Origin of the sequence: Sphingopyxis sp. MWB1, from assembly GCF_000763945.1 — a bacterium.
In the GTDB taxonomy this organism is placed as follows: domain Bacteria; phylum Pseudomonadota; class Alphaproteobacteria; order Sphingomonadales; family Sphingomonadaceae; genus Sphingopyxis.
The window spans coordinates 323,966-339,086 of the sequence record NZ_JQFJ01000002.1 but is presented as its reverse complement, the minus strand read 5'-3'; the positions used below and the strand labels follow the sequence as shown (position 1 = coordinate 339,086).

Sequence of the window (15,121 nt, the reverse complement as noted above, 5' to 3'; positions counted from 1 at the left end):
GGCGCCGCTGCGCTAACGCGCGCCCACCATGACCGACTCGGCTTCCTTTCGCGCCCCGCGCGTCGCGGTCGTGCTGCTTGCAGGCGGGCTGGGCCGACGCGCAGCTTTTTCGCGACCAAAACAGCTTGAAATGCTGGGCCGGAAAAGCATTTTGCAATGGAGCCTCGACTGCTTTGCCGCGCACCCCAATGTCGCGGGGGGCATATTGGTTGCTGCGGCAGATGTCGCCGCCGCTCTGCCCGCTCTTCCGCCCGGCTGGCAAATCGCCCCCCCGGGCGACGAGCGCCAGCAATCGGTGGCCAATGCGCTGCAAGCTCTTCGCGCTTGGGATGCCGACAGCCTCATCCTTGTTCATGACGCGGCTCGCCCCGGCATTACGACAGCGATGATCGACCGGACCCTCGCCGGCTTGCAAAGGCATGTGGCGGTGATCCCCACCCTCGCTGTTCCCGATACGCTCATTGAACGCGATGGGCCTCGTGCGGGGGGCGCCGTCGATCGCAGTCGCCTGGCGCGCGTTCAAACACCCCAGGGGTTTCATCTGGGTGTCTTGCGGCGAGCGCATGAAGAAGCGTCCGGCAGCATCGCCACGGACGACGCGCAGCTCGTGCAGGGCTTGGGGATTGAGGTGCATTTGATTGAAGGCGACCCGCGGCTGCACAAGCTGACCTATGCCGAGGATATGGCGATCCTCTCTGCCTTGTTGGTGAAAGAAGCTGCCATGCGAATAGCCGTTGGAATGGGGTATGATGTTCACCGTTTGGTGACCGGTAAGCCGCTATGGCTTGGCGGCATGGAAATCGCGCATAGTCATGGCCTTGATGGCCACAGCGATGCCGATGTCGCGCTCCACGCCCTGACCGACGCAATTTTCGGTGCGCTGGCAGAAGGCGATATTGGGGATCATTTCCCGCCCAGCGATCCACAATGGCGCGGCGCCGCTTCGGATCAGTTTTTGGCCTATGCGGCCCGGCGTGTATCGGACAGGAGTGGCCATATCGACCATCTCGACCTCACCATCATCGCCGAGGCCCCCAAAATTGGGCCGCACCGTGCCGCCATGCAGGCGCGGATTGCCCAGATAGCAAATATCAGCCCTAGCCGGGTAAGCGTGAAAGCAACAACATCGGAGCGGCTGGGTTTTACCGGTCGCCGTGAAGGAATTGCAGCGCAGGCCGTAGCCACCCTGAAACTCCCGGAGAATTAACCCCGTGCCGCATGCCATTGAAATGCGCCAATCGGCGCGCGAAAAAGCCGCCACATCCGCGCTTGCCGCCAATCGGGCTGCCGGACGAAAAATCGCCGTCGCTGAAAGCTGCACCGGGGGCATGCTCAGCGCCGCTCTTACCGATATTCCCGGTTCCAGCGACGTGTTCACCGCCGGCTTCGTCACCTATTCGGCGGATGCAAAAATGCGGCAGCTGGATGTAAGTAGCGAAATAATCGAAACTTTCGGCGAAGTGTCGCTGGCCACGGCCTGGGCCATGGCCGCCGGAACGCTTGCCCGAAGCGACGCCGACGTTGCGGTTGCGGTCACCGGCATTGCGGGCCCCGGCGGCGGCTCCGAGAAAAAGCCCGTCGGGCTCGTCGCTTTTGCGCGCGCGCTGCGGGGGCAGGACCCTGACGATTATTTCACGCAGCGCATCCTGTTTGAAGACGGCGACCGGGCTGCCATCCGCCATGCGGCCACTATTTTCGCGCTGGAGCTGCTTCAGCCCGAAAAGGATTCGCTCCGGCCATCGGAAGATGTTTCGCTGCCCGCCGAATAGAGATCCGCAGCGCGCGCCTCAAAGGCGGCAATCATCTTTCGCAACGCCTTGTCGAACATCTGTCCGGCGAGCATTTCGAACATGCGGTTGCGAAAGGAAAAATCGACCATGAAGTCGACCCGGCATCCGCCCTCTGGCAAGGGCTCGAAATGCCATTCATTGTTAAGGTGGCGCATCGGCCCGTCGATATAGGCGACGCTCACTTCACTTGGTCGCTTTTTATGGACGCGGCAGGAAAAGCTCTCTCGCAGCCCCTTGAAGCCGACGATCATGTCCGCCTCCGCCTCATGCTCGCTTTCGCTGCGGACGCGCAGCGCTATCACCCACGGCAGAAACTCGGGATAGCGCGCAATGTCGGTGACCAGCGCAAACATTTGCTCGTCACTATAGGGAAGAACGCGACTTTCATGGTGGCGCGGCAAGAGAGGTCAGCCTGCCTCGCCGCGGGCAAGCTTTGCTTCGCGGGCCGCGCGCATCCGCTCAAAGTCATCGCCGGCGTGATAGCTGGAGCGCGTAAGCGGTGACGAGGCCACCTGCAAAAACCCCTTGGCGCGGGCGATTTGCGCATAAGCGTCGAAAGCCTGCGGCGTCACAAAATCGACGACCTTGGCATGCTTGGGAGTTGGCTGGAGATATTGCCCCATCGTCATGAAGTCGATGTCCGCACTGCGCATATCGTCCATCACCTGATGAACCTCCATCCGCTCCTCGCCAAGCCCGAGCATGATCCCCGATTTGGTAAAGATCGAGGGGTCGCGGCGCTTCACGCTTTCCAACAGGCGTAGCGATGCATAATAGCGCGCGCCCGGCCGGATGGTGGGATAAAGGCGCGGAACGGTTTCCAGATTATGATTATATACGTCGGGGCGCGCATCGACGATCGCGGCGACGGCGCTTTCCGGCTTGTTCCGGAAATCAGGGGTCAGAATTTCAATCGTCGTCTGAGGCGTTTCGCGGCGCAAAGCCTGAATGACCTTCACAAACTGGCTCGCCCCGCCGTCGGGAAGATCGTCGCGGTCCACCGAGGTGATGACGATATGGCTCAGCCCCATTTTTGCCGCTGCAATCGCGGTATGTTCAGGCTCCAGCGGATCGACCGGGCGCGGCATGCCCGTCTTGACGTTGCAAAAGGCGCAAGCCCGGGTACAGGTATCGCCCAGGATCATCACCGTGGCATGTTTCTTGGTCCAGCACTCCCCGATATTGGGACAGGCCGCCTCTTCGCACACAGTATGAAGACCAAGTTCACGCATCAATTTGCGCGTTTCGGTATAACCGGGGCTGGTCGGCGCCTTGACGCGGATCCAGTCGGGCTTGCGGGCGCGTTGACCCGTCGCGGTGGGCAGTGAAGCTGTCATCGCGCTCACATAGTCGCGCCGGACGCTCTTCTCAACCTTTCAGCGCATGCTAAAGCGCAATCGACGAATCGCAGCCAAGGGGGACATATGCCGCTATTCAAGGATCTCATCCAAGGCTATCATCGCTTTCGCGAAGGCGGCTGGCAGGAACAGCGTGATCGCTGGAGCGAATTGGCCGAGGGTCAATCGCCGGAAGTCATGGTTATCGCCTGCTCCGACAGCCGGGTGGAGCCCGCGCAGATTTTCGACACCAATCCAGGCGAGATTTTCGTGGTCCGCAACGTCGCTGCGCTGGTGCCGCCCTTTGAAACCACACCGGGGCGCCACGGCGTATCTGCGGCGCTCGAATTTGCCGTCCAGTTTCTGAAGGTGAAGGAAATCGTGGTCGTGGGCCACGGCCTTTGCGGCGGCTGTCATGCCGCGCTTCATCAGACCATGGCGGGCGCCGAGCCGGGGCGCGGCGGCTTTATCGCCGATTGGATTGGCTTGCTCGATGACGCCAGCGCCGCTGTGCGCGCCGATCATAACGACATTTCAACCCGCGATGCGGGACGCGCGATGGAAATGGCGGCCGTACAGGTCAGCCTTGCCAATCTTCGCACTTTCCCCTGCATTCAGGAGAAAGAGGGAAGCGGCGAGATTAAATTGCGCGGCGCTTTTTTCGCAATCAGCGATGGCATTTTGCACGTGCTGGATGAAGACAAGGGCGCTTTCAGCCCTGCCTGACAGCTAAGAGGGATGGGAGGACGTGCCTAGCGCCCCCTTTACCCTGCGGAGCGCCGACAAGGAAGGACAAGCGATGGTAAAGCGCGCGGACGGCAATGTCGCCTTGTTGATCGACGCTGATAATGCTCGCCCGCAAGGGCTGGACCCCGTGCTGACCGCGCTGGCGGAACTTGGCACGGTCAATATTCGCCGCGCCTATGGCAATTGGCGAAAACAGGGGCTGAAGGGCTGGGTGGACCAACTCCACCGCTTCGGCATTGAACCGCAGCAGCAATTCGACCTCACCAAGGGCAAAAATGCCACCGACATGAAATTGACGATCGACGCGATGGACCTGCTTTACCGCGGGCGGCTCGATGGTCTCGGCATCATGTCCAGCGACAGTGATTTCATGCCGCTCGCCATGCGCGTGCGACAGGAGGGCATTCCGGTCTATGGCTTTGGCAGCGCCGCCAAAACCCCGGAGGGCTTCCAAGGCGCCTGCACGCGCTTTATCGACGTCGACGCGCTGATTGACGCCGATACGGACAGGGCGACGCCCGCGGCAGAAGGACGCGCGCGGAAAAGCATTGACCCCGCGTTGATCGACCTTTTGAGCAATGCTTGGAAGGCCGCGCGCCGCGACGAACAGGGTTTCGCCTCGCTCAGCGAGGTTGGGCAAATTGCCGGCAACCGCTCCAGCTTTGATGTCCGCAATTATGGCTATGCCCGTTTGTCGGAACTGATCGCGGATATTCCCAATTTTGTGACCGACAAGGCCGCCGGGGGGTCGCTCCGCGTCAAGCGGGTGCGCTGATCCGTTTCTCTCCGCGGGGTTGCACTCTCCGCTGCGCGGGTCCAATCCGCTGCCATGGCTGCCGAACCGAGTCTCCGACGCGCGCTGCGCCTCTGGCAACTGCGTTTCCATCGCCGCGCTCACCGCGAAGTTATCGATATTCGTCGCCGTACGGCCATGGTCGGCGGCGCAGTCTTGCTGGGCCTGGTCGCCCTCGCTTTCGCCAGCGCAGGGGACGAAGCCCAGCTGTTGATCAGCTATATGGCGCGGCAGGCCTGGTGGCTTCCGCTCCTTGTCACACCCGGTCTTTTCGCTTTGGTCGTCTGGATATCAACCCGCCATTTCCCCGAAGCGCGCGGATCGGGCATCCCCCAGATCATCGCGGCAGGGCGGCGGCCAGAGCAGGAGGCAAGCGGGCCGCTGGTCTCGCTGCGCACCGCCTTTGCCAAATTGGGCCTGACGCTCGTCACCCTGGCGGGAGGCGGATCGGTTGGCCGTGAAGGCCCCACGGTGCAGGTCAGCGCCGCCATCATGGTCGCCGCACATCGCCTATTGAAGGTGCCCGTCACGGCGGGTGTCTATATTGCGGGGGGTGCCGCTGGCGTCGCCGCTGCTTTCAACACGCCCCTTGCCGGTATCGCCTTTGCCATAGAGGAGCTCGCCGCCGCCTATGAACAGCGCGTTGCCGTTCTCACTATGGGCGCGGTGATGATCGCCGGACTGGTCAGCCTCTCGATTGCAGGCGATTATGTCTATTTTGGCGAGATGCACGAAACTCTACCGGTGATGGAAGTGCTGGTTATCGCCCCCATCGCCGGCATTGGCGGAGGACTGGCGGGCGGTTTCTTTGCTCGCATCGTTCTGGCGGCAAGCGAGCGGACCACTGGCTGGGCGCGTCGCGTCGCCAGGCGCCCCGTCCTCTTTGCTGCAGGATGCGGTATGGTGGTTGCTGTGGTCGGAGTCATTACCAGCGGCGCCACCTGGGGCACAGGCTATGATGTCACCCGCTTCCTGGTCGAGGGCAATCATGGCAAGCTCTGGTTCTTTCCCGCTAAATTCGTTGCCGCCCTCGCCTCCACGCTCAGCGGCGCTCCTGGCGGGATTTTCGCGCCCTCGCTGGCGGTGGGCGCGGGATTTGGCAATTTGCTGACGCCCTTTTTCCCTGGCAGCGCGGTCGGCCCCATCGTGATCATGGGCATGGTGGGCTATTTCGTGGGGGTCGTTCGCGCGCCCCTCACCGCGGTGATCATCCTGATCGAAGCCACGGCAGCGCGGGGGATCATCGTGTCGCTTTTTGCAACGGCGCTGATCGCCGATTGGGCCAGCGCGCAAATCTGCCCGACGCGCCTCTATCATGGATTGGCCCGTAATATGGGACTTGCCCGCTAAGCCAAAGCTTTCAAACTTCTCTATGGAATCGCATATGTGACATTGGCCTGCCCCACGGGCTTTTTTGCGGCATCCTCTGTCCAGATGCGCACGTCCATCACGGCGAGCCGCTTGCCAAGGCGCAACATATGAGCATCGGCGAACAGCGGGCCGGGCCGACAGGGGCGTAAAAACTGATAGTTGAGCGCGCTGGTCACGGCCATGGCCACTGGACCGATGTGAGCCAGAACGAGCATATAGGCGACCATATCGGCAAAGCCCATTTGCGTGGGACCCGATATCAGGCCGCCGGGGCGCAGCGCATGGTCACCCGGGTCGAGACGGGCCTGCACATGCCCGGGCGCGGCCTGTACGACATAGGGAAGCGCGCCGGGGCGCGGCTCAGGGAAGGCATTCTCCATAAAGGCGTTGAGCGCGGCCACATCCATGCGGATCGCGCTCGCCGATATGGGAGCCGTCCCTGCTGCCTCCAACGTCAACGCGACAGCTTTTTATACGTCGTCGCGTGGGGCCGCGTTGCGCCTTCGCCCAGACGGCGGATCTTGTCTTCCTCATAGGCTTCGAAATTGCCCTCGAACCATTCGACATGGCTATTGCCCTCAAAGGCAAGAATATGCGTCGCCAGACGGTCGAGGAAAAAGCGGTCGTGGCTGATCACCACCGCGCAGCCCGCGAAATTCTCCAGCGCTTCCTCAAGCGCAGCGAGGGTTTCGGTGTCGAGGTCGTTGGTCGGCTCGTCAAGCAGCAGCACATTGCCGCCAGTCTTGAGCATCTTGGCCAAATGAACGCGGTTGCGTTCACCGCCCGACAACATGCCGACCTTCTTCTGCTGGTCCACGCCCTTGAAGTTGAAGGCGCCCACATAGGCGCGCGTCTGCATCTCGTGCTTGCCGATGGACATCATGTCATGGCCGCCCGAAATTTCTTCCCAGACATTCTTGCCCGGATCGAGCGCGTCGCGGCTCTGGTCGACATAGCCGAGGCGCACTGTGTCGCCGACGCTGATGCTGCCGCTATCGGGCTGTTCCTGTCCGGTGATCAGTTTGAACAGCGTCGACTTGCCTGCGCCATTGGGGCCGATGACGCCAACGATCCCGCCGGGCGGCAGCGTGAAGGACAGATTTTCGAAAAGGAGCTTGTCGCCATAGGCTTTGGACAGATTGTCGACCTCGATCACCTTGCCGCCGAGGCGTTCGGGGACCTGGATGACAATCTGCGCCTTGCCGGGTGCACGGTTTTCCTGTGCCTCGACAAGCTGGTCGAACGATTTGATACGCGCTTTCGATTTGGCCTGCCGCGCCTTGGGCGACTGCCGGATCCATTCGAGCTCGTCCTTGATCGCCTTCTGGCGTCCCTGATCCTCGCGCGCTTCCTGTTCGAGGCGCTTGCCCTTCTTTTCCAGATAGGTCGAATAATTGCCTTCATAGACAAAGTAGCGACCGCGATCGAGTTCGAGTATCCAGTTCACCACATTGTCGAGGAAATAGCGATCGTGGGTGACGAGGATGACGTTGCCCGGATAATCGACGAGATGCTTCTCCAGCCAGGCGACGCTTTCGGCGTCGAGGTGGTTGGTCGGCTCGTCGAGCAGCAGGATCGAGGGCTTTTCAAGCAGCAGGCGAGTGAGCGCGATACGACGTTTTTCACCGCCCGACAGATTTTCAACGCTCCAGTCGCCCGGCGGGCAGCGCAGCGCTTCCATCGCTATCTCAAGCTGATTGTCGAGCGTCCAGCCATCGACGGCGTCGATCTTTTCCTGAAGCTCGCCCATTTCGGTCATCAGCGCGTCGAAATCAGCATCTTCGGGCGGATCAGCCATCAACGTGCTGATCTCGTTGAAGCGGTCGAGCATGTCGGCAACGGGGCGCACCCCGTCCATGACATTTTCCTTCACCGTCTTTTTGGGATCCAGCTCGGGCTCCTGTGCCAGATAGCCAACGGTAATCCCCTCACCCGGCCAGGCCTCACCGCTATAATCGGTGTCGATCCCGGCCATGATCTTCATCAAAGTCGATTTACCGGTGCCGTTCGGCCCGACGATGCCGATCTTGGCATCGGGATAAAATTGCAGGTGGATGCCGTTCAGCGTCGGCTTCTGGGCACCGGGGTAGGTCTTGGTCAGACCCTTCATCACAAAACTATATTGGGCGGCCATATCTGCTCCAAAAGCTGGCGGGACCGCAAAGCGGCCATGAACTACTCGCGCGCCGGTTAGCGAATGGGCGTCGCCTTGGCAATCGGCGCCTCAGCCCGCTTTCGTCTCGCTCACTCCTTTTGGGTGCTTGTCGCCGCCGAGCTCGGCCCCCTTTTATCGACCAACCACCTGCGTTAGAGAGAGGGTTGAATGATTCTTGCGGCGCCAGGCACCCTTGGACGCCGTCGCCCCTCTCCCAAAAAGACACGCTATTCTGGCCTTAATCGCCATCTCAATTATTTTTGTTGACGATTGTTACGGAACAGCTAAATCCCGCCGCTCGCGTAGCGGGAAACAACTTCCCGGCGCGGATAGGCATTTTAGGGAGCCCACAGACCATGAAGAAATTTGCTGCTATCGCTGCTGCTGCCAGCATGTTCGCCCTCGCCGCTTGCGGTGAAAAGGCTGCTGAAGAAGCAACCGTCGACGCCCCGGCTGCTGAAGCTGTTGCTGAAGAAGGCGCTGAAGCTGCCGCTGCTGGCGCTGAAGCTGCTGCTGAAGGCGCTGAAGCTGCTGCTGTTGAAGCGACCGACGCTGCTGCTGCTGCGACCGCTGAAGCAACCGACGCTGCTGCTGAAGCTGCTCCGGCTGAAGAAGCGAAGTAAGTCGCGGCCCTTTTTCAAGGGCTTTGACAAAAAGGGCGGTCTTCCACTGGAAGGCCGCCTTTTTTACCTGCAGGATATGGCTTCTATCAATTGGGGGCCAAAATCGCCGCCGCCAGCGCAAACAGGATGAAGGCTATCAACCCTCCCATGAAAATGTAACGGCGCCGATCCGTGTTCAATATGATTTCCCCGCCCCGTACGTGCCGGGCTTTATGGAACGACGGCTCCCCATATTTGCGTTTCATGGTCAAAGGGCCGGATAATTCAGCCCGTAATAGCTGAATACCGTCCGTCCATAGTTGTCATCATAAACAGGCATGCTATCGCGCTGATAGCGAGGAGCGCCTTCGATCTGCTCTTTCGACAGGTTGACGATATAGCCCCCCTTGTCCGTATCATAGCTCAGCATATCCCAGGGAATGGGATAATGATCGCTGCCAATTCCGAACAATCCGCCAAATTCCAGGACGGCATATTCGGCTTGCCCTGATCTTTTGTCGATCATCACATGGCTGACGGTCCCAAGCTTGTCGCTCTCAGGGCTGTATACCGCCGTTCCCTCGACCTTTTCAGACGAAATGAGGCGATGGGTTTCGTTGCGTTCCAACGTGTCGGTCATACTCCTTCTCCTTGGTTATGACGGCAGCATCCCGCGCTACCTGCTCTATCAACGGAGCCATCAAGGCGATGTTCCATCGTTCCGTCGCGCGGAAAGCACAGAGCTGCGACCAATTGGACGGAGGAAGGGGAGATGAATGGCAGCAGAGAAAGCTGCTTGGTCGGGGAGACAGGATTCGAACCTGCGACATCCTGCTCCCAAAGCAGGCGCGCTACCGGGCTGCGCTACTCCCCGACCGGCTCCGCCCCTTAGACGGGGCAGCAAGGCAAGTCTATCCCGAACAACCCTGCCGCGCCGCAATCGAGACAGCGCAGATAAAGATCGGAAATGGTGGGCCCGGCAGGACTCGAACCCGCAACCTAGCCGTTATGAGCGGCCAGCTCTAACCATTGAGCTACAGGCCCCCGAAGGGATGAAGGCGCGATAGCGGAGGCGTCGGGCAATTGGCAAGCATGATGCTCAATGCGCGCCGCGTTTTTGATCCGCCATGGCCAGAATTTCCGCCGCGCTGGTCGGTTCGACCCCCCGGCGCTTCAGATGATCCAGTACGATATCCCACCAGCGATAGAAACGCACCAGATCCGCCTCGTCGCGCACATAGGGTGTATTCCCCGGCTGCAGCGAAGGCGAATGAAAGGAAAAGTTCAATATCGGTAAGCGCCGCGCCAGGGCGATATCAATCGCCTTGCACGCACGTTCGGCGGGAATGCCTTCCGGCGTCAGCGCGATACGTTCCACCAACCGCGAACGCGCCAGCGCCGCCCCCGCATGCGACCCGCCGCGCGTCAGCCGATGGTAAAGCCCGCGTCCTTTCCCGCCAAGCAGCCCACCGAAAACAGTCGTCACCGGCACTTCTAAAATAGGCTGAACATCGGTTTCGACCCACCAGGGCTGAAGCGGTGCGTTGCGATAATCGGGCCCATGACCGGGCCGATAGTCAAAGGCGGAGCGCACCGATGTGTCGCAGCGGAACCCGAGTTCGGCAAGCATCGTAGCTGTGTCATGGCCGAGGCCATAGCGCCCGGCGCGATAAACCAGCGGCGCCACCCCGAACCGATCCTCTATGCCGCGTTGCAGCGCAGCCATTTTTGCACGCTGGAGCTCCGGCGGAAGATTGCCCGTATAGCTATTATGGGCGTTGACCTCTTCCTCGAACGGCGGCGTCACCCAGGGGTGGAGTTGCGCGCCGACTTCGCATCGTCCACCTCGCAAGGCATTTCCCAATATCTCGACGGCCCGGTCATCCTCGACGATGGGCCAGTCGACCAGATAAATGGGGCACACCCCGGCTTGTTCGAAATAATGCTGACAATCCGCCAGAGCCGGCACCGAATCGAGCCGATGCCCGGTACGGGAAAACGGCCCCGCCCAGTCAAAATCCTCTTCGGCATCAATGGTTACCCAGAAACGCGAAGCCTCACCCTCGGAGAGAGTCACCAGATTTGGCGGCGTCGGCGGCATGAGAAGATCGCTCGCGGACTGCACCCTGTCTCCTTGACCTTTTGCGGATATAGCGAATTACTCGTTTCGCTGAATATCCGGCGAAGGCTCATCCTCCGTTCGGGGATTCGACGTGGCGGATCGCAATCGCAAGGTCAAGGCGTTGTGTCCGATCTCCAACTCTCCGCCAACGGCGCGGGCCAGACGGTCCACCAACCGCAGCGAGAATCCCAGACTCAGAATCGCAGCACCGGGTGCCTCTCCTTCCGGGCTGAAGCCGGGATCGAGCAATTCTTCGGCAGAGGCAAAACGAATAGCGGCGGGTCTGACGATACGCAGCCGCAGCATCCCTGTCTCCGACGCATCCAGCAAAAGCTGGCCGACCAAATTGGCACCAGGCTCGCAAATATCGACCATCGCAGTGACCAGGCGCCCGATCATGCGACGGGCGTCATGCTCGACCACATGCGCGAGGAAAGGCCCGCCAATGCGCGAAAGGCTGAGGCGCACCCCCTGATCCGCGAGCAAGGGCGCCAGATCATCCTCTACCTTCTGGGTAACGGCCGCGATATCGGCGGCTTCCCGTTGCTCTTCATCATCAGCGGGAGGGGCAGGCTCGTGCCGGGTGGCGAGATGCAGGTCGTCGATAATCGCCTGAATCGATGCTGCATCGGTAATGACTCCCTCCGCCATCGCCCGGTAAGCGCCGCTGACGGGGCCGAACATTTGTCCTGCAATGATCTGCGCAAAGCCCGAAATAGCATTCAGGGGACTGCGAAGCTCATGAATCAGCTGCCGAATCGAATCGCCCGATTCTTCTTCGCTGGAGCGTCCATAGGGGCGCTCATTGGCCAACGGTCGCCGCGCATGACCGCGATACCCTATAAATTGTCCCGTTGCCGGATCGAAGCGCGGACGTGCCGAAAGCCGCCATTCCCCGGCCTCCTTGTTGCGTCCTGCGAGCCGCAACTGCGCGTTGACGATTTCGGCGCGTTGCCGAAAAGCGCCTGCCGCAGCGGCGTCCACACCGGTTTCCTCGCCATAGGCCGCCTCGGCCAGAGAAAGGCCGATGGCCGCCCCGCGTGCGACTCCTTCCACCCAGCAAAACAGGCCGTCGGCACCGGTTTCAAAACGGAACGCGGCAACCTGATCCGTTCGTTCCGCGCTCGATTCTTTTTGCGCGCGCGACGATTTGAACTTGTCGATTCGGCGAACCAGTTCGCTGATCTGGCTTCCGCCTGCCGCGCGCGGAGGCGCTTGTTCTGGTTCCGCATCCGCTTGGACTTCCGCCGCCTGGTGCGAAGCGGCGGGAAGCGCCATCGACGCTGCTCCAAGGCTGGCGAGCGCACGCCGAACCCGCAGCGGGAGATCCCCCCGACCCGCCAGAACTGAACGCGCCATGGCCCCGGTTGCGGGCAGCAGCGCCAACCAATCCGGTTCATCAAGGCGGGCATTTTGCAGCATTGCGACTGCCACCGATGGAACATCATGCGCGTAAAAGGCGACAAGCGGCGCAAAACGCCCATGCCGCGCCACCGCCAAAGCGGTATCGCGCCTTATCCTTTCCTCGATCCGCGGGCGTAACAGCGCCAAAGCGCGCAAGGCCCTGAGAACATCCGATTCAGAAAGGCTGTTGCCCCGCTGCGCCAATATATCGGTCAACTGGCGCCACGCTGCCACCGCACCCCGCCCTTCACCGGGCGACTGACGCAAAATTGTGTCGATCATCGGGTCGGGCGAGTGACGCACGGGCCCCTCCCCCAGCGGTTTGGTTAGCATATTCTTAGCGGCTAGCGTGAAATGGCTTGCTGCGAAAGTGCATTAACCATCCACGTCGCATTGTGGGACAATTGCAATCGGCTGAAATAATATTATGGTCGCGCCAGATATTCGCGATGGAAGTTTCAGCAATGGCCAGTCAGAAATTCGATGAAATTGATCTGCAAATTCTCGACGAGTTGCAGAAGAATGGACGCATCACCAACGTCGAGCTTGCCCATCACGTCGGGTTAACAGCGCCCCCCTGCTTGCGCCGCGTCCGTGCGCTGGAAGAAAGCGGGGTTATCCGGTCCTATCACGCCGATCTCGATCCGGCCAAGCTGGGCTATGGCATTACCGTGTTTGCGATGGTCAGCCTGCGTAGCCAGGCCGAATCCGATCTTCAGGCGTTTGAAGATTATATCGCCGATCTGCCCGAGGTCCGCGAATGCTATATGCTGAATGGTGAAATCGACTTTCTGCTCAAGGTCGTGGCGCGCGATCTGCAAAGCTTTCAGGCCTTCCTCACCGCGCAGCTCACCTCGGCACCCAATGTGACAAGCGTCAAAACATCGCTCACGATTCGCACTGCGAAGCAATTGGCTGGCATTCCCGTTCAGGCCTGACGCCGCATCGCCGACATTCGCTTATAAAAAGGGGCGCCGATCCTGCCTTGGACCGGCGCCCTTTTCTTATCCGACAGGGTCGATCTTATCCGGCAGACCCGCTTGCCTTCTGCTTGGCGTGCACGGACCACAAGCGCGCAAGGCGGGCCCGGTTGCCTTCGACCTTCGCCAGGGTTGCGATGCCGGCGTCATATTGGCCGGCCTGCACCTGCGCGACGCCCAGACGATATTGGGCAACCGGATTGGCACCCGCGGCGAGCGCGGCTTCGTACAGCGGAATCGCCTTGGCATAATCGCCATTGCCGACCAGCGCATCGGCCGTTCCCAGCGCAACCTTGGGATTAGCCTTGGTCGAGGCCTTGCCCGCATCGGCGGCAAGCGCCGCCTCGTCATCGCGCGCGCGCGGCGTTTGCGAATCGAGCACGCCCTTGAAATGCACGTCGCTTGCAGGAATCACGCCTTTCGCCTGCCCCTGCTTGATCAGCGACACGACTTCGCCCGGATAGCCGGCCTCGGTCGCCAGCGCGGCATATTCCGAATATTCGGCGCGATCCGTCATCGAGCCGGTAGCGCGCATCAGGCGCAATATGTCGAGGCTCAGATCCTTGTCCCCGCCAGCCTGCTGCAGCAATATATACAGCGTATTCCGCCAGGTGGCCGGGGTGCTGTAATCTTCAACGCGCATCGTCAGCACTTCCAGCACGTCCGGCGTGCGGTTGGCCTTTTGAAAAGCCTGTGCAGGGCGCACGAACAATTCTTCGCCGGGGCGTTCCTCGGCCGCGCGACGGGCTTCAATCTCGGCCTTGGCAATGGCCCAGCCCTTGTCGATCTGGCCAGCATTCAAATAGCTGTCCATCAGAATCGGGGTGAGCGCGGCTTCGGTTGAACCGGCGGCCTGCGCCGCTTCCAGTCGCTGAATCGCCTTCGCATAATCCTTGGCGGCATAAGCAAAATTGCCGGAGAAGAAATTATAGGTCGCCGCATTCTCAGGCGGGGTCAGTCCCGAATCGAGCATGGCGTCGAGCGCCTGTGCCTGAATTGCCTGGTCCTTGTTCAAAATTCCCAGCTGCAGCCGATAAAAGGCAGTGAGATAATGATCGTCAGCCTTGGCCGCCGATGCTTCGGCCTCGGTCAACGCAGCCTGAAGGGCCGCGGCATCCTTGCCTTGGGCAGCATCGGTCAGTTTTTTGAGCGCGGGTGTGAATTCACGGCTGGGGGCAAGCTGATTTCCTTTGCTTGCCTCTTCCTTCTTCGCCTTCTCGCGCGCAGCGGCGGGGGTCGCCGTCATCGTCAGCGCGCAACCCAGCACAGCGGCCATCGCCGTGGCGGGCAGGGAGCGGAAACGGTTGAACATCAAAATCTCTCCTCAATAGGTCGGCCGCCCCACATGGCGCGTCGAGGCTCACCGCGGTCCAAGCACGCGGCTAGCTTTCCCGCGTGGCCATGGCAAGACAGGGGTAATTGAAAATCACCATAGAATACGCGGCTGAACGCGGCTTTAACCCATCTCGTCGAGCATGGCGGATATATGGCGCAGTACTGCCGGGTCGCCAGGGGCGCCATCCATTGCCTCTTCCGCAAGCTCGATCAGCGGAATTACGCCGAAAGTCGCCGCAAGGCTCTTGAGCCGCAGTGCCGCCATATGCCAATTGGCATCACAGCGCGCCCGTCGCATCAGGTCTGCGAGTTCGCGGGCGTTCTGAACGAAGTTCGCGCGCAGTTCGGCGGCCATGGCAGGATCATCGCCGACAGCGGCCGTCAGATAGCGATCAAGAGGGCCACTGTCGAAAGACATGCGAAGGCCTTGGCACGATATGGTTAAGTTTCCGTTTCATGCGCGGCATTTGCTGCTAATATGACAA

16 protein-coding genes and 2 tRNA genes are annotated in these 15,121 nt (G+C 60.8%); 7 read left to right on the top strand and 11 right to left on the bottom strand.

Translation table 11 applies throughout. The annotated features are described in order from the left end of the window. Window positions 1-28 precede the first annotated feature (28 nt). Both ispF and JV18_RS0102420 read left to right on the top strand, forming a co-directional pair. The gene (gene ispF, locus JV18_RS0102425) at window positions 29-1,207 is read left to right on the top strand and encodes a 2-C-methyl-D-erythritol 2,4-cyclodiphosphate synthase (RefSeq protein ID WP_033073273.1); all 1,179 of its coding nucleotides are present in this window, start codon (window positions 29-31) and stop codon (window positions 1,205-1,207) included. 22 nt (window positions 1,208-1,229) lie between these two features. Then, on the top strand, window positions 1,230-1,769 hold the full coding sequence (locus JV18_RS0102420; RefSeq protein WP_033074850.1) for a CinA family protein: 540 nt from the start codon (window positions 1,230-1,232) through the stop codon (window positions 1,767-1,769). On the opposite strand, the gene JV18_RS0102415 is transcribed toward JV18_RS0102420, so the two are convergent. Both JV18_RS0102415 and lipA read right to left on the bottom strand, forming a co-directional pair. Further along, complete coding sequence (locus JV18_RS0102415) at window positions 1,712-2,191, bottom strand: type II toxin-antitoxin system RatA family toxin (protein WP_033073272.1); 480 nt, start codon at window positions 2,189-2,191, stop codon at window positions 1,712-1,714. The genes JV18_RS0102420 and JV18_RS0102415 overlap by 58 nt on opposite strands. 6 nt (window positions 2,192-2,197) lie before the next feature. Continuing rightward, on the bottom strand, window positions 2,198-3,127 hold the full coding sequence (lipA, locus tag JV18_RS0102410) for a lipoyl synthase (RefSeq protein WP_033073271.1): 930 nt from the start codon (window positions 3,125-3,127) through the stop codon (window positions 2,198-2,200). Window positions 3,128-3,214: 87 nt separating this feature from the next. Between lipA and JV18_RS0102405 the strand changes: the two genes are divergently transcribed. From JV18_RS0102405 to JV18_RS0102395, 3 genes are all read left to right on the top strand, one after another. Next, window positions 3,215-3,853: a carbonic anhydrase gene (locus tag JV18_RS0102405; protein ID WP_033073270.1), complete on the top strand. Its 639-nt coding sequence runs from the start codon at window positions 3,215-3,217 to the stop codon at window positions 3,851-3,853. A gap of 73 nt (window positions 3,854-3,926) precedes the next feature. Next, the gene (locus JV18_RS0102400; protein WP_033073269.1) at window positions 3,927-4,649 is read left to right on the top strand and encodes an NYN domain-containing protein; all 723 of its coding nucleotides are present in this window, start codon (window positions 3,927-3,929) and stop codon (window positions 4,647-4,649) included. A 54-nt stretch (window positions 4,650-4,703) separates the two neighbouring features. Next, window positions 4,704-6,017: a chloride channel protein gene (locus tag JV18_RS0102395; RefSeq protein ID WP_033073268.1), complete on the top strand. Its 1,314-nt coding sequence runs from the start codon at window positions 4,704-4,706 to the stop codon at window positions 6,015-6,017. Window positions 6,018-6,037: 20 nt separating this feature from the next. Here the strand turns inward: JV18_RS0102395 and JV18_RS0102390 are convergent, their stop codons facing one another. Further along, window positions 6,038-6,496 carry a PaaI family thioesterase gene (locus JV18_RS0102390; protein ID WP_235302807.1) on the bottom strand — a complete coding sequence of 153 codons (459 nt, stop codon included), beginning with the start codon at window positions 6,494-6,496 and terminating at the stop codon, window positions 6,038-6,040. Next, the gene (gene ettA / locus JV18_RS0102385) at window positions 6,493-8,172 is read right to left on the bottom strand and encodes an energy-dependent translational throttle protein EttA (RefSeq protein WP_033073267.1); all 1,680 of its coding nucleotides are present in this window, start codon (window positions 8,170-8,172) and stop codon (window positions 6,493-6,495) included. The genes JV18_RS0102390 and ettA overlap by 4 nt, the downstream gene beginning before the upstream one ends. Before the next feature lie 387 nt (window positions 8,173-8,559). Here ettA and JV18_RS0102380 point away from each other — a divergent pair, with 387 nt between their 5' ends. Next, a complete protein-coding gene (locus JV18_RS0102380; protein ID WP_052071683.1) occupies window positions 8,560-8,946 on the top strand; it encodes a hypothetical protein in 387 nt (128 codons plus the stop codon). 117 nt (window positions 8,947-9,063) lie between these two features. Here the strand turns inward: JV18_RS0102380 and JV18_RS0102375 are convergent, their stop codons facing one another. The 5 genes from JV18_RS0102375 to JV18_RS0102355 all read right to left on the bottom strand — a co-directional run bounded on the left by JV18_RS0102375 (window position 9,064) and on the right by JV18_RS0102355 (window position 12,654). After that, the gene (locus JV18_RS0102375; RefSeq protein ID WP_033073265.1) at window positions 9,064-9,435 is read right to left on the bottom strand and encodes a PRC-barrel domain-containing protein; all 372 of its coding nucleotides are present in this window, start codon (window positions 9,433-9,435) and stop codon (window positions 9,064-9,066) included. A gap of 157 nt (window positions 9,436-9,592) precedes the next feature. Next, window positions 9,593-9,669, bottom strand: a tRNA-Pro gene (locus JV18_RS0102370). Between the two features lie 94 nt (window positions 9,670-9,763). Further along, a tRNA-Ile gene (locus tag JV18_RS0102365) sits at window positions 9,764-9,839 on the bottom strand. A gap of 55 nt (window positions 9,840-9,894) precedes the next feature. Beyond that, complete coding sequence (locus tag JV18_RS0102360; protein WP_235302805.1) at window positions 9,895-10,920, bottom strand: polysaccharide deacetylase family protein; 1,026 nt, start codon at window positions 10,918-10,920, stop codon at window positions 9,895-9,897. A 33-nt stretch (window positions 10,921-10,953) separates the two neighbouring features. Continuing rightward, window positions 10,954-12,654 (bottom strand): sensor histidine kinase, encoded by a 1,701-nt coding sequence (locus JV18_RS0102355; RefSeq protein ID WP_235302803.1) that lies wholly within the window; start codon window positions 12,652-12,654, stop codon window positions 10,954-10,956. Between the two features lie 131 nt (window positions 12,655-12,785). On the opposite strand from JV18_RS0102355, the gene JV18_RS0102350 reads away from it, so the two are divergent. Beyond that, window positions 12,786-13,259 (top strand): Lrp/AsnC family transcriptional regulator, encoded by a 474-nt coding sequence (locus JV18_RS0102350; RefSeq protein WP_033074846.1) that lies wholly within the window; start codon window positions 12,786-12,788, stop codon window positions 13,257-13,259. A gap of 85 nt (window positions 13,260-13,344) precedes the next feature. On the opposite strand, the gene JV18_RS0102345 is transcribed toward JV18_RS0102350, so the two are convergent. Further along, a complete protein-coding gene (locus tag JV18_RS0102345; protein ID WP_033073264.1) occupies window positions 13,345-14,613 on the bottom strand; it encodes a tetratricopeptide repeat protein in 1,269 nt (422 codons plus the stop codon). Between the two features lie 144 nt (window positions 14,614-14,757). Further along, entirely contained in the window at window positions 14,758-15,054 is a 297-nt protein-coding gene (locus JV18_RS0102340) for an Hpt domain-containing protein (protein WP_033073263.1), read from the bottom strand. Between the last annotated feature and the right edge of the window lie 67 nt (window positions 15,055-15,121).

Excerpts from the sequence above, each read along its gene's own strand:
- ispF (WP_033073273.1), top strand. The coding sequence starts at position 29 with ATGACCGACTCGGCTTCCTTTCGCGCCCCGCGCGTCGCGGTCGTGCTG.
- JV18_RS0102420 (WP_033074850.1), top strand. The coding sequence starts at position 1,230 with ATGCGCCAATCGGCGCGCGAAAAAGCCGCCACATCCGCGCTTGCCGCC.
- lipA (WP_033073271.1), bottom strand. The coding sequence starts at position 3,127 with ATGACAGCTTCACTGCCCACCGCGACGGGTCAACGCGCCCGCAAGCCC.
- JV18_RS0102405 (WP_033073270.1), top strand. The coding sequence starts at position 3,215 with ATGCCGCTATTCAAGGATCTCATCCAAGGCTATCATCGCTTTCGCGAA.
- JV18_RS0102400 (WP_033073269.1), top strand. The coding sequence starts at position 3,927 with ATGGTAAAGCGCGCGGACGGCAATGTCGCCTTGTTGATCGACGCTGAT.
- JV18_RS0102395 (WP_033073268.1), top strand. The coding sequence starts at position 4,704 with ATGGCTGCCGAACCGAGTCTCCGACGCGCGCTGCGCCTCTGGCAACTG.
- ettA (WP_033073267.1), bottom strand. The coding sequence starts at position 8,172 with ATGGCCGCCCAATATAGTTTTGTGATGAAGGGTCTGACCAAGACCTAC.
- JV18_RS0102375 (WP_033073265.1), bottom strand. The coding sequence starts at position 9,435 with ATGACCGACACGTTGGAACGCAACGAAACCCATCGCCTCATTTCGTCT.
- JV18_RS0102355 (WP_235302803.1), bottom strand. The coding sequence starts at position 12,654 with ATGCTAACCAAACCGCTGGGGGAGGGGCCCGTGCGTCACTCGCCCGAC.
- JV18_RS0102350 (WP_033074846.1), top strand. The coding sequence starts at position 12,786 with ATGGCCAGTCAGAAATTCGATGAAATTGATCTGCAAATTCTCGACGAG.
- JV18_RS0102345 (WP_033073264.1), bottom strand. The coding sequence starts at position 14,613 with ATGTTCAACCGTTTCCGCTCCCTGCCCGCCACGGCGATGGCCGCTGTG.
- JV18_RS0102340 (WP_033073263.1), bottom strand. The coding sequence starts at position 15,054 with ATGTCTTTCGACAGTGGCCCTCTTGATCGCTATCTGACGGCCGCTGTC.